The following is a 12,668-nucleotide window of genomic DNA, read 5'->3' on the forward strand; positions in this document are numbered from 1 at the left end:
AAGGATGGCTCAAGGGCACCGTTTGCGGTCAGGGCGGTTCAGTGAAACCGGACGCATCTATTCGATCACGATAATTTGTTGGCAGAGGAATTCTCTTTTTTCCACCTTGCCGCAAGGCCGGTGTGCGGTACAGGCGATGCAAGGCACTTCCTGGCAGGCCAATACATTGTGTTTTGTGGTGATGCCAGATCATGTGCATTGGCTATTACAGCTTAGGGACGATGCTCGCTTATCCGATGTGGTTCAGAAAATGAAATCATTGGCTTGTAAGCGCTGGCGCCGATTATGCGGAACCAACAGGCCGCTATGGCAAAGGGGCTTCCACGACCGGGCACTGAGAATAGATGATGACGTCGTTGCGGCGGCCAGGTACATCATCGCGAATCCCTTACGAGCAGGTCTGGTCCGCTCCGTTCGCGATTATTCGCTCTGGGATGCGGTCTGGATATAAAAATCATTCGCCAGCAGGGCTAGCTCCTACAGGCCATGCTACAAGGCCGCTGTAGGAGCTTGCCCTGCAAGCGAATGAGCCGGGATTCGTCATCGGGCTGGCTCCTACGGGGGGGAATGCCGTACCGTTAAACCCTTTCTGAACTCGGGAGAACAACAATGGCGAAGGCCTTGGTCATGCATGAAGCCGGTGGTCCGGAAGTGTTGCGGGTGGAAGAGGTGGACGTGGGCGACCCCGGTCCCGGGGAGGTGCGGATCAAACAGACCGCCATCGGCGTCAATTTTCACGACATCTACGTACGCTCCGGTTTGTATAAAACCTTGCCGCTACCCGGCATCCCCGGCCTGGAAGCCGCCGGTGAGATCACCGCGGTGGGCGAGGGAGTGGAAGGCTTCGCGGTGGGCGAACGGGTGGTGTACGTCTCCGGCAACTACGGCGCTTACGCCGACGAACGGAGGATCAGCGCCGATACCCTGGTGAAGATTCCCGATGGCGTGGATGAAATCAGCGCCGCCTCGATGATGGTGCGCGGCTCCACCGCCCACGTGCTGCTGCATCAGGTGTTTCCGTTACAGGCCGGCCAGACCATCCTGGTGCAATCCGCCGCCGGCGGTGTCGGGCAACTGCTGGTGCAGTGGGCACACCATATGGGCGCCACGGTAATCGGCACCGTCGGCAGTGAGGAAAAAGCGGAGCTGGTGCGCGCCCGGGGCTGTGACCACGTGATCCTCTACCGTGAGGAGGATATCGTCGAGCGGGTCCGGGCGATCACCCAAGGCGAGGGCGTGGCGGTGGCCTACGATTCCGTCGGCAAGGACACCTTCTATGCGTCCCTGGACTGCCTGGCGCCGCTGGGACATCTGGTCAACTTTGGCCAGTCCTCCGGCCCGGTGGAACCGATGCCGGTCTCGCTGCTGGCGCGCGGCTCCAACACCGTGGTGCGGCCCATGCGCGGCCACTACACCCGTGACCCGAAAGAGCGGGACGCCACCGCCGCCGCCTTCTTCGAGGCCCTGAAAAGCGGCGTGCTGACACCGGAGCCGCCGCGGGTGTATCCGTTCGAACAAATCGGACAGGCGCATCAGGACATGGAGGACCGCCTCACCAGCGGCGCGGTGGCATTGAAGGTGTAAGACTGACCGCGGTCCGTTGATCCGCTCTTACAGGTCAGCTTACGAAGCCGCTGTAGGAGCTTGCCCTGCAAGCGAATGGGCTCGAGGCAAAAAAGATTCGCCAGCAGGGCTAGCTCCTACAGGGGCCTTGTAGCGACCTGTGGGACTATGATTGCGAGATCGACTTACAAAGCGTTCTCTCGCGTGGAATGAACACCGAGGCCGGACACAAAGGCCGGGACCCCGTACAATGCCGCCATGACGGAACCGGCCCCCCCTTCTTATCCGGTCCCCGCCGCGGCGGTGGATCGGGAGATTGAAATCAACAAAAGCCGCTTCATCGCCTGGCTGCGACCGGTCACCAACCGGGCGGCGGCACAGGCGGTGCTGGCGGAAGCCCGTGAGCGTTACCCGGACGCCACCCATCACTGCTATGCCTGGCTGATCGGGCCGCCGTCCTCCGCCCAGGGCGCCGCCAACGACGACGGCGAGCCCTCCGGCACCGCCGGACGACCAATTCTCAATGTGCTGCAGCACAAAGGCGTGGGCGACGCCATGGTGGTGGTGATCCGCTACTTCGGTGGCGTCAAGCTGGGGGCCGGCGGCCTGGTGCGGGCCTATTCCGCCGCGGCGGAAGCGGTGCTGGCGGCCATGGAAGTGATTGAGCAGGAGCCCACCAGCGAGGTCACCGTGAGCCTGGACTTCGCTGGCGAGCAACCCTTGCGCCACTGGTGCGGCCAGCATGAAGCCGAGCTGATGGAGATCCAGTATGGCGAGGGCGTGACCGCCCGCGTCAGCCTGCCGGATCTGGCTCTGGGGGATCTGCACGCATTCTGCGCGGCGCATGGGTTTGCCATCGAGAAACCGTAGGGAGATGGAATCTTCGCCAGCAGGCTGGCTCCCACAGAGCCAAACATACGACGCCTTTCACCATGGGCTAACCATTCCACTCCAGGCACTCTCGAAAACCCCATTCCGATAATAAAAGGAGAGCCCCATGTCCATTGTCGATCCGGACAAAGACCGCCTGCCGGATATCCTCGCCGGCATTCCCGCCGATACCCCCATCGTCATGCTCAACCTGCTGCGTTTCCGTGCCGTCGCCCACTACCGGAAAAGCGGTGATGCCGACTACGATGGCCGCGAAGCCTACCGGCGCTATTCCGAAGTGGCGTTCCGCAAAGTCGAAGGCGTGGGCGGCAAACTGATCTGGTCCGGGGATGCCCTGGCCGGGGTGATCGCGCCGCCGGATGAGCACTGGGATGAAGTGCTGCTGGTGCGTTACCCCTCGATCCAGGCCTTCGCCGCTATGCTGGCGGACCCGGAGTACCGGGAAGCCACCCGTCACCGCACCGCCGCCCTGGAAGAAGCCCGCCTTGTCGCCATGAAGCAGTCGCCATGAAACAACAGTCCGGTTAATGCTCTGTAACAATTCCGTATCAAAGGGTTGAACAGACCGCCAAAGAGCCCTGGCCCCTTGCGCTGGAGCCCGCCCGCCGGTACCGTCCTGGCCTGCCGGGGCCCGGGGGCGGTCATAAACCGGTAACAGTGAATCCCGAGCCTGTTGCTTTGATGCGCATGGCGCGGGGCACCGTACCAGCCGTGATTTCTGTCGAACAGAACACAGCGCGCCGGGGTCCGCGATGGCGAAATGATCAGGGCCTCGGGCCGGGCAGGGTCGGGGAATCGCCTTTGCTATAGCCATCTGGTGGTAAAGTCGATGTAAAATGCCGGCTGCCGCCGTATTCACGACGTAACGGCCGGGTCATAATCCCGCTCCGGAAGGAGTGTAAAAACGGGTTGGAAAAGGATCCCCAGTGGTTGATTGGGCTAAGTGGTTAAAAGGCAGCGCCGCCGTCGCGCTGATCGGATGGGTGTCCGGGGTGCAAGCCGCGCCCTGGGTGGAAACCGGTGATCTGCGAGCCAGGCACCACGTGGAAGCACTGTCCGCCATGGGCTGCTTCAAGGGGCTGACCCTGACCTGGCCGCTGAACTGGTCGGCGATTGCCGTGGGTATGTCCGGCATGCCGGAAGAGTGCCGCAGCTCCGACCACGCCGCTTACTTGCGCGCCGCCATGGATCAGGCCAAGGGCCAGACCCGCACCGCCACCCTCACGCTCGGCGGCGCCAACCAGGAACCGCTGTTTTCCCATTTCGGCTCCCAGCCCATGGGCGAAGCCGATGCCCGCATGGCCGTCAGCTATACGGGCCGGCGCTGGGCCGCCAACATCGAAGCCCAATACATCGACAACAACCGTGATGAGCGCGAAGTGCGCGCCGACGGCAGCTACCTGGCCGGCCGTCTCGGCAACTGGCAACTGGGCGTCGGCGCCATCGATCGCTGGTGGGGCCCGGGCTGGCACAGCTCCCTGGCCTGGTCATCCAACGCTCGTCCGGTGGCCGGTTTCTGGGTCAGCCGCCAAACCCCCTATGCACCCCAGTCCCGCTGGCTCAACTGGATCGGCCCCTGGGATCTGCAGATGTTCGGTGGGCAACTGGAACAGGATCGCGGCATCCCCGATGCCAAATTGCTGGGTGGCCGCCTGACGCTGCGTCCGGCCTCTTTCTTGCAAATCGGCTTCACCCGTTTGTTCCAATGGGGTGGGGATGGGGCAACCGAAGGTGGCGGGTCTTTGTGGGATGCCATCATCGGCAAGGACAACGGTCAGCAGAACCAGGATCCTAGCAACCAGGTCGCTGGTTTTGATTTCCGTGCAAGCTTCCCGTTGTTCGGTGTGCCCACCAGTTTCTATGGCCAGGCCATGGGCGAGGACGAGGCCGGTTACATGCCGTCCAAGTACGCCACCCAGTTCGGTTTCGACTTCCTTACCCATATGGGCAAGGGCAGTCAGCGCTTTTTCATCGAGGGCGCCAACACCGTGGCTGGGGATCTGTTCGGCAATGCCCGCGAAGGCGTGATGTACGAACATTCAAGATATACCAGCGGCTTCCGATATTATGGACGCAATCTGGCCAGCACCTGGGAAAGCGACGCCAAGGTGGCGACCCTGGGGGTACAGCAGTTCTTCCGCAGTGGCGTGGTGTTCACCGCGGCCCTCAGCAGCGCCACCCTTAACGTGGATGGCGGCAAACGGGCTCATGTGCACCCGGACGGCGCCGAAATCCTCCAGGCCGTGGATGAGCAGGATGTGATCCTCGGCGAGCTGCGTCTGGAACACGATTTTCTCGGTGGCCGGCTCACCTGGGCCTTGGCCGCCACCGACGATCCGGTGGAAACCTTCGCTGGCGAGAGCGAACGTTTGACCGCCATGGCGCAATGGCGCCGTACCTTTGACTGGTAACAGGATTTTCCGGTGACTATGACGACAACTACCAAGTCCCTGCTGATCACCGCTCTGCTGGGCGTGTTGGGCGGTTGTGCCTTCGCTCCGGGCGCGCACATTTCCAATGCGCCGGGCTGGTTCAGCGAAGACGACGGCGTGGAAGCCGAGGCGCTGCCCGACGTGGTGGAAATACACGAGATCAGCACCGCCATTCTGCGGCAGACCGAGCAGGAAGGGCCGCTGATGCCCCCCGAGGGGTTGCTGGACGAACCGGAAGACTACGATTACCGGGTGGGCCCCGGTGATGTGCTGCAAATCACCGTTTGGGACCATCCGGAGCTGACCATCCCCGCCGGTTCCATGCGCAGTCCCTCCGAAGCGGGTAACTGGGTGCACAATGACGGCACTATCTTTTACCCCTATGTGGGGAAAATCGACGTCAACGGCCTGAAAGTCACCGAGATCCGCGAGCTGATCACAAGCCGCATCTCCCAATACATCGAAGACCCGCAGGTGGACGTCACCGTGGCGGCGTTCCGCAGCCAGAAGGTCTACGTCACCGGTGAAGTGAAACAGCCGGGCGCCTACCCCATCACCAACGTGCCCATGCGTCTGTTGGACGCGGTGAACGCCGCCGGCGGCCTGGGCGAAAACGCGGACTGGACCGATGTGGATTTGAGCCGTGATGGCACGGACTATCGTCTGAGTTTGAGAGCGGTGTACCAGGAAGGGAATCCGGCTCATAACGTGCTGATGCGTCCCGGTGACGTGGTGCATGTGGCCCGCAACGAAGACAACAAGGTGTTTGTGCTGGGTGAAGTGAAGGAAGCTCAGCCGGTACCGATGACCCGCAATGGCCTGACCCTGGCGGAAGCCCTGTCCACCGTGGGCGGCTTCAATCAGCAGACCGCGGACGCTTCCGGGGTCTTCGTGATTCGCCGTGCCCAACCAGGCGCGGAGAACCTGGTGGATGTGTATCAACTGAATGCCAAGGATGCCACGGCTCTGGTGATGGCGGATGCGTTCAATCTGCAATCCCGCGATATCGTCTATATCACGGCGGCGCCGGTAGCCCGTTGGAATCGTGTGATCCAGAATATTCTGCCCACAGTGCAGATGATCTACTTCGGTTCTCTTGCCCAGGATCGGATATGGGATCGCGATAACTGATGTTTGAGAACATCCTTGTGGTATGCGACGGCAATATCTGTCGCAGCCCCACCGTGGCGGCGCTGTTACGTGAGCTGAAACCGGAGAAATCGGTCAGCTCCGCCGGCCTGGTGGGGCTGGAAGGACACGATATGGACCCGATGGCCCGGGACGTGGCCCGGGCCAATGGTTTGGAGTGCGGTGAGCACAGCGGCCGCAAACTGACCAGTGCCCTGTGTCGCGACGTCGACCTGATTCTGGTGATGGAAACCCGTCAGCGGGACCGTATTATCAGCCAGTTTCCCGAGGCCAGTGGCAAGACGTTTTTGTTGAGCCACTGGAATGGCGGCCACGACATTCCCGACCCTTTCCGCCGCGGGCGGGAAGTGTTCGAACGCATCTATCCCATGCTGCGGCAGGCCACCGAGGCCTGGGCCGGCAAACTTTGATCAAAAGGAACGATCCCTCCCTATGAGCAGCCCGCAAACCAATAACTCCGGCCGCCTCAACGTGATCAACGACGAAATCGACCTGCGCCGTCTTTGGGGGCTGTTGATGGACGCCCGCTGGCTGGTTATCGGCACCACGGTGTTGGCGTTGATGCTGGGGCTGGCCTACGGTTTCGTCGCCACCCCCATTTATAAAGCGGATGGTCTGCTGCAGGTGGAACCGAAAACCAGCAGCATGGCCAGCATCGGCGATTTGAACGAGTTGCTGGGCCAGGAATCCTCCTCCGAAGCCGAGATCCAGTTGATCCGTTCCCGCATGGTATTGGGCCAGGTGGTGGATCAGCTGCATATGGATATCGGCCTGGCGCCGGAGCGGCTGCCGCTGATCGGGGCTTTCGGCGCACCGGAGCCGGCACCGGAAGGCACCCCGGTGCCATTGTTCGCCGGTTTCCGCGATAGCGAAACCTACGTCACCGTGAACCATTTCAATGTGCCGGATCGTTTGCTGGACGAACCCTTTACCTTGCAATCCGAGGACGGCCTGCCGGCGCTTTATTACGACGGGGACCTGGTGGCCAAGGGCCCGGCGGATCAGCCTCTGCGCAGCGAGGACGGCAGCATCCATCTGGAGTTGGGCGAATGGCAGCCCGGTGAAGAAGAGCTCACCCTCACCAAGTATTCGATACTGACCGTGGTCAACGGTATTCGTGCCAGCCTCGGGGTGAGCGAAGTGGGCAAGCAGACCGGTATCATCAATATGAGTTATACCGGCGCGAATAAGGGCCGCATTCGTGCCGTGCTCAACGCCATTGCCGATAACTATGTATTGCAGAATATTCAGCGCACCGCCGAGGAAGCGGAAAAAAGCCTGGAGTTCCTGGATCAGCAACTGCCGGAAATCAAGACTACCCTGAACGGCGCCGAGGAGAAACTCAACGCCTACCGGCTCAAGAGCGAGTCCGTGGACCTGAGCCTGGAAACCCAGTCCGTATTGGAGCGGCTGGTGTCCATCGAAGCCAAGCTCAATGAACTGAAAATCAAGGAAAGCGAAGTCTCCGCCCGTTTTACCCGTGAGCACCCGGCCTACCGCACCCTGCTGCAGCAGCGCCGCTCCCTGGAAAACGAGAAGGCGGAAATCAACAAACAGATCAATCAGCTGCCGGAAACCCAGCAGGAAATCCTGCGATTAATGCGCGACGTGGAAGTGAATCAGGAGATCTACGTCGCCTTGCTGAACAAGGTGCAGGAACTGCGCATCATGCGGGCCAGTACCGTGGGTAACGTGCGCGTTATCGACAATGCGCTGGTTCAACCGGAGCCGGTGAAACCGCAAAAAGGCCTGGTCGCAGCTCTGGCTGGCCTGCTGGGCTTGATGATGTCCGTGGGCTATGTGTTGGTGCGTGCTGCTTTCAATCGCGGCGTGGAAACCCCGGATCAACTGGAAGAGCAGGGCATTTCCGTTTACGCGGCGGTGCCGCTGTCCGAGCATCAGCAGAAACTGGATCGGGTGATGGCGGCACTGCGCCGTCGCAAACGGGGCAAGCACGAGCCGATTTCCCTGCTGGCGCAAAAAGATCCGGGCGACCTGGCCATTGAGGCGCTGCGCAGCCTGCGCACCAGCCTGCATTTCGCCATGATGGAGGCGGACAACAAAGTACTGATGATTTCCGGCCCCAGCCCGGGCGTGGGTAAATCCTTCGTCACCGCCAACCTGGCGGCGGTGCTGGCCCAGGTAGGCCAGCGCGTGGTGGTGGTGGACGCCGATATGCGCAAGGGCCACCTGCACCGTTATTTCGAGAACGATGGCCAGACCGGGCTGTCGTCGTACCTTTCCGGGCAGGCGGATCTGGAGCAGGTGCTGGTACAAACCAAGGAAGAAAATCTGTCCTTCATTTCCCGTGGCCAGATTCCACCGAACCCGGCGGAGTTGCTGATGCACAAGCGCTTCGGCGAACTGATGGACAGACTCTCCGAGCAATTCGATCTGGTCCTGGTGGACACGCCACCGATCCTGGCGGTGACCGACGCCGCCATTGTCGGCCAACTGGCCGGCACCAGCCTGATCGTGGCCCGCTACGGCCAGAACTCGGTGAAGGAAATCGACGTCACCATCAATCGCTTCGAGCAGAACAAGGTCACCATCAAAGGCGCCATCCTCAACTGCATCGAACGCCGCGCCTCCAACGAATACGGTTATTACAGCTACTACAAGTACAGTAGCGACAAAAGCTGAGGTGGTTTTTTCACCCTCTCCCTGTCCCTCTCCCCTCAAGGGAGAGGGGACCGAATAGAAAGGTTTGTCTTGTCTCCCCTCTCCCTTGAGGGGAGAGGGGCCGGGGGAGAGGGTGAAATACACAGACCCAAACGCTATATCCCCATAGCCAATCAATCATTGAATGGAATATGAGAGCCAGTACCATGGATGGTTTTACGGTAATCCGCTACCTGACCACGGGCGCTCTCTGACCTATGACTCCGGAAATCCTGTTCACACTGCTGATTGTTCTGGGCGTGCTGGTCGCCCTGGCCAGTAACCGGGTACCGGCGGAAGTGACCATGATGGGGGCCATGGTGATCGTCCTGGTCATCGGCATCATCACCCCGCAACAGGCCCTGGCCGGGTTCGCCAACCAGGGCTTGATGACCGTCGGCGTGTTGTACATCGTGGCCGCCGCGCTACGGGATACCGGCGCCATCTATTGGGTGGCTCATAAACTGCTCGGCCAGCCCAAAACCGCCTTCGGCAGCCAACTCCGTCTGATCGCGCCCACCGCCTTGCTCAGTGCCTTTCTCAACAACACCACGGTGGTGGCGATGATGATCCCGGCGGTGCAGGAATGGGCCCAGCGTCTGCGGTTGTCCGCCTCCAAACTGCTGATGCCGCTCAGCTACGCCGCCATCCTTGGTGGCACCTGCACCCTGATCGGCACCAGCACCAACCTGGTGGTGGATGGTCTGGTGCAGCAAAAAGGGCTGCCCGGTTTCCACATTTTTGATCTCACCTGGGTGGGCTTGCCGCTGCTGGTGATCGGCTCGGTGTTTCTGCTGCTGTTCGGGCGGCGCCTGCTGCCCAGCCGGGAAGGGCTGGTGGAACAACTGGAGCACGCCCGCGAATACCACGTGGAAATGCGCATCCCCGAGGGCAGCCCGCTGCACCACAAGACCATCCAGGAAGCCGGCCTGCGCAATCTCACCCACGGTTATCTCACCGAGATCCAACGCGATGGTCATCTCTATACCGCGGTGGGCCCGGACATGCAGTTACAGACCGGCGATCAGTTGGCCTTCATCGGTGCCCCGGAGACCGCCCGGGAATTGCAGCGCATCAATGGCCTGGTGCCGGCCCATGGCGCCGTGCACAAGCTGAACCTGAATACCCATCAGCGTTGTCTGGTGGAAGTGGTGATCGGGCCGGAATTTCCCGGCGTCAACCAGACCGTCAAGGAAGCGGCTTTCCGCACCCGCTATCAGGCCGCCATTCTCAGCATCAGCCGCCACGGCCTGCGCCTGCCCGGCAAAGTGGGGGAAATGGTGCTCAAGGTGGGCGACACGCTGCTGCTGGACACCGGCGAGAGCTTTATCGAGCAGTACCGCTATCGCCGGGACTTCATGCTGGTGAGCCCGCTGCGGGATTCCACGCCGCCGGATTTCCGCAAGGCGCCGCTGGCCACCGGCATCCTCGGGCTGATGATCCTGATGAACGTGCTGGGCTGGTTCTCGGTACTGGAAGCGGCGTTCCTGGCCGCCGGGCTGCTGCTGATGACCCGCTGTGTCACCGTCAACCGCGCGCGCATGAACGTGAGCGTGAACCTGCCGGTGCTGGTGGTGATTGGCGCGTCCTTTGCTTTGGGCACGGCGCTGGAGGAGAGCGGGGCGGCGGGCTGGATCGTGGACAGCCTGTTCCGTGCCCACATCACCTCGCCGTGGATGGCGCTGGTGCTGATCTATGTGATCACGGCGCTGTTCACCGAGCTGATCACCAATAACGCCGCCGCGGTGCTGGTATTCCCGCTGGCTCTGGGGGTGGCGGAGCAGTTGGGCGTGAGTCCGATGCCGTTCATCGTCGCCGTCATGTTCGCCGCCTCGGCCAGCTTCATGACGCCGCTGGGTTATCAGACCAACCTCATGGTGATGGGCCCCGGTGGCTACCGCTTCACCGACTACCTGCGCATCGGCGTGCCCATGAGCCTGATCGCCGGCGCGGTATCCATTACGCTGATCCCGCTGGTCTGGCCGTTCTGAGAGAAAGCATTCGCTGGCAAGTCCGCTCCCACAGACGAACTACGAAGCCGCTGTGGGAAGCTTGCTTGCAAGCGAATGTCTTAAACCCCAATCCCTTCAATCAACTGCTTCACGCAGGTTTCGAGATCGTTCTCGGCGGTGTTGATCACCACCTCCGGCTTCTCCGGCGCCTCATAAGGGCTGTCGATGCCGGTGAATTCCTTGATGATCCCTTGGCGCGCCTTCTGGTACAGCCCTTTGGGGTCACGCTTCTCGCATTCCTCCAGCGGTGCATCCACGAACACTTCCACGAACTCGCCATCCTCGAATAGCTCGCGGGCGGCATCGCGGTCGGCACGGAACGGGCTGATGAACGCGGTCACCACCACTAGGCCGGCGTCCACCATCAACTTCGCCACTTCGGAGACACGGCGGATGTTCTCGGTGCGGTCCTCGTCGCTCATGCCCAGGTTTTTGTTCAGGCCATGACGCACGTTGTCCCCGTCCAGCAGATAGGTGTGCTTGCCTTGCTGAGTCAGAGCCACTTCCAGAGCGTTGGCCAGAGTGGATTTGCCGGAACCGGAGAGGCCGGTCAGCCAGATGCACTTGGGAGTCTGGCCCTTGGCCTTGGCCCGGTCGGCCTTGGTCAGGTGGGACTGGTGCCAGATCACTTCGGCCTTGGCGTCGTGCTCACGCTTCTGATAAGGGCTGTCGCTCATTGAATCCTCCGTTGACGATGAATGCCGGCTGGCAGCCCGCTATGGTAGGGCTTTGGCCGGGGGCTTCAATATCTATTGGTTCTTTGCTTAAACCTTCGCCAGCAAGCTCGCTCCCACAGCAATCCACGAAGCCGCTGTGGGAGCGAGCTTGCTAGCGAATGTATACCGCGCCCCCTCGCATAATAATCACCAAAGATAATAAAAAAGCATTGCCCGATATTTATCTTTAATTCTTTAGGATTAGTCAAAAAGAGTACCATGGTCCAACCTAACCCCTTGAGGCGGCAACACTTTTAGGGAAAACGCCTTTGTCAGGAAAGGGTCACAAAAGACTACCAGAATCGCCAGCTGACAATATTGTGAACGTACAGGGGTATCGGTAGTATCGTGCCCGGGCGGTGGCTGCAAATAATAGAAACCGGTGGAGTGTTACAGAGCTGTAAAAACTTCACAAACCGGTATCCGCTCAATGTTCAGGTCAGGGGGATCCCAGTACAGTGCGGAGCGGCTGGCGCGATTGGAATGGTCGTGGCCAGGCCGAGTAGTTGGTAAACAGCAAGGACGTAAGGACGCGATCGGCATGAGGAGGCAAGCAACTTGGGACGCCCCGCGACAGCCACAGTTCGGCACCCCATGCCGGCCCGCTTGTAGAGGCTCCCGGTAACCTATGTTGCACCCCAATTCATCCGTGACAAACCCCGCCGCCGGCCAGGATGCTTGGTACGTGGTGCAGTGCCGCGCCAACCAGAACTACCGGGCCCGGGAAAACCTGGAAAACCAGGGCTTCACCTGCTTTCTCCCGGAACTCTCCGTGGAACGCCTGCGTGCCGGGCGCCGTATTCAGCGTGAAGAACCGTTGTTCCCCGGTTATTTGTTTATCCGTCTCGATCGCGCCGGCGGCTGGCACACGGTGCGCTCCACCCGTGGGGTACAGAAACTGGTCACCTTCGGCAACCAGCCGGTACCGGTACCCGACCGCGTGGTGGAAGAGCTGCAAACCCGTACCGAAAGTCAGGACCAGGAGCAGGCTTTTGCTCCCGGCGACACCCTGCGTATCGAAAACGGCCCCTTCAAGGACCTGGAAGCGGTATTCCAGCGCTTTGATGGCCAGGAAAGAGTGATCGTCCTGATGGGCATGCTGCACAAGCAGCACCAGTTAACCCTGTCCATCAAGGACGTCAGCCGCCATTAGCCCCCCAAATGGGGGATGGCCAACCGGATCGGCGGCCATACAATGCAACCGGGCCAACACTGCCCACCCGTTCTCAGGGAACCGACGGTAA

The 12,668-nt window shown here is 61.1% G+C and carries 11 protein-coding genes; 10 read left to right on the forward strand and 1 reads right to left on the reverse strand.

The window, feature by feature from the left end:
• The first annotated feature begins 4 nt into the window (after positions 1 to 4).
• The 9 genes from B5T_RS22505 to B5T_RS08350 all read left to right on the forward strand — a co-directional run bounded on the left by B5T_RS22505 (position 5) and on the right by B5T_RS08350 (position 10,687).
• Positions 5 to 451 (forward strand): REP-associated tyrosine transposase, encoded by a 447-nt coding sequence (locus B5T_RS22505; protein ID WP_202803070.1) that lies wholly within the window; start codon positions 5 to 7, stop codon positions 449 to 451.
• A 158-nt stretch (positions 452 to 609) separates the two neighbouring features.
• A complete protein-coding gene (locus B5T_RS08315) occupies positions 610 to 1,584 on the forward strand; it encodes a quinone oxidoreductase family protein (RefSeq protein WP_014994047.1) in 975 nt (324 codons plus the stop codon).
• 237 nt (positions 1,585 to 1,821) lie between these two features.
• Positions 1,822 to 2,433 (forward strand): YigZ family protein, encoded by a 612-nt coding sequence (locus B5T_RS08320; protein ID WP_014994048.1) that lies wholly within the window; start codon positions 1,822 to 1,824, stop codon positions 2,431 to 2,433.
• A gap of 127 nt (positions 2,434 to 2,560) precedes the next feature.
• Positions 2,561 to 2,965, forward strand: a complete 405-nt coding sequence (locus B5T_RS08325) for a DUF1330 domain-containing protein (RefSeq protein WP_014994049.1) — start codon at positions 2,561 to 2,563, stop codon at positions 2,963 to 2,965.
• 415 nt (positions 2,966 to 3,380) lie between these two features.
• Entirely contained in the window at positions 3,381 to 4,865 is a 1,485-nt protein-coding gene (locus B5T_RS08330) for a capsule assembly Wzi family protein (protein ID WP_014994050.1), read from the forward strand.
• Positions 4,866 to 4,883: 18 nt separating this feature from the next.
• Entirely contained in the window at positions 4,884 to 6,017 is a 1,134-nt protein-coding gene (locus tag B5T_RS08335; protein ID WP_014994051.1) for a polysaccharide export protein, read from the forward strand.
• Positions 6,017 to 6,445, forward strand: coding sequence for a low molecular weight protein-tyrosine-phosphatase (locus tag B5T_RS08340; RefSeq protein ID WP_014994052.1), 429 nt, complete (start codon positions 6,017 to 6,019; stop codon positions 6,443 to 6,445). Before B5T_RS08335 ends, B5T_RS08340 begins: the two co-directional genes overlap by 1 nt.
• A gap of 22 nt (positions 6,446 to 6,467) precedes the next feature.
• Positions 6,468 to 8,678, forward strand: a complete 2,211-nt coding sequence (locus tag B5T_RS08345; RefSeq protein WP_014994053.1) for a polysaccharide biosynthesis tyrosine autokinase — start codon at positions 6,468 to 6,470, stop codon at positions 8,676 to 8,678.
• Between the two features lie 236 nt (positions 8,679 to 8,914).
• Positions 8,915 to 10,687, forward strand: coding sequence for an SLC13 family permease (locus tag B5T_RS08350; protein ID WP_014994054.1), 1,773 nt, complete (start codon positions 8,915 to 8,917; stop codon positions 10,685 to 10,687).
• Between the two features lie 80 nt (positions 10,688 to 10,767).
• Here B5T_RS08350 and cysC read toward each other — a convergent pair whose 3' ends face one another.
• Positions 10,768 to 11,385: an adenylyl-sulfate kinase gene (gene cysC / locus B5T_RS08355; protein ID WP_014994055.1), complete on the reverse strand. Its 618-nt coding sequence runs from the start codon at positions 11,383 to 11,385 to the stop codon at positions 10,768 to 10,770.
• A gap of 688 nt (positions 11,386 to 12,073) precedes the next feature.
• On the opposite strand from cysC, the gene rfaH reads away from it, so the two are divergent.
• Positions 12,074 to 12,577, forward strand: coding sequence for a transcription/translation regulatory transformer protein RfaH (gene rfaH, locus B5T_RS08360; RefSeq protein ID WP_041717432.1), 504 nt, complete (start codon positions 12,074 to 12,076; stop codon positions 12,575 to 12,577).
• Positions 12,578 to 12,668: the final 91 nt, after the last annotated feature.

It is taken from the genome of Alloalcanivorax dieselolei B5, from assembly GCF_000300005.1.
Taxonomy (GTDB): Bacteria; Pseudomonadota; Gammaproteobacteria; order Pseudomonadales; family Alcanivoracaceae; genus Alloalcanivorax; species Alloalcanivorax dieselolei.

Coding starts and splice junctions, on each gene's coding strand:
- B5T_RS08345 (WP_014994053.1), top strand. CDS start 6,468: ATGAGCAGCCCGCAAACCAATAACTCCGGCCGCCTCAACGTGATCAAC.
- cysC (WP_014994055.1), bottom strand. CDS start 11,385: ATGAGCGACAGCCCTTATCAGAAGCGTGAGCACGACGCCAAGGCCGAA.
- B5T_RS08325 (WP_014994049.1), top strand. CDS start 2,561: ATGTCCATTGTCGATCCGGACAAAGACCGCCTGCCGGATATCCTCGCC.
- B5T_RS08335 (WP_014994051.1), top strand. CDS start 4,884: ATGACGACAACTACCAAGTCCCTGCTGATCACCGCTCTGCTGGGCGTG.
- B5T_RS08320 (WP_014994048.1), top strand. CDS start 1,822: ATGACGGAACCGGCCCCCCCTTCTTATCCGGTCCCCGCCGCGGCGGTG.
- B5T_RS08315 (WP_014994047.1), top strand. CDS start 610: ATGGCGAAGGCCTTGGTCATGCATGAAGCCGGTGGTCCGGAAGTGTTG.
- B5T_RS08340 (WP_014994052.1), top strand. CDS start 6,017: ATGTTTGAGAACATCCTTGTGGTATGCGACGGCAATATCTGTCGCAGC.
- B5T_RS08350 (WP_014994054.1), top strand. CDS start 8,915: ATGACTCCGGAAATCCTGTTCACACTGCTGATTGTTCTGGGCGTGCTG.
- B5T_RS22505 (WP_202803070.1), top strand. CDS start 5: ATGGCTCAAGGGCACCGTTTGCGGTCAGGGCGGTTCAGTGAAACCGGA.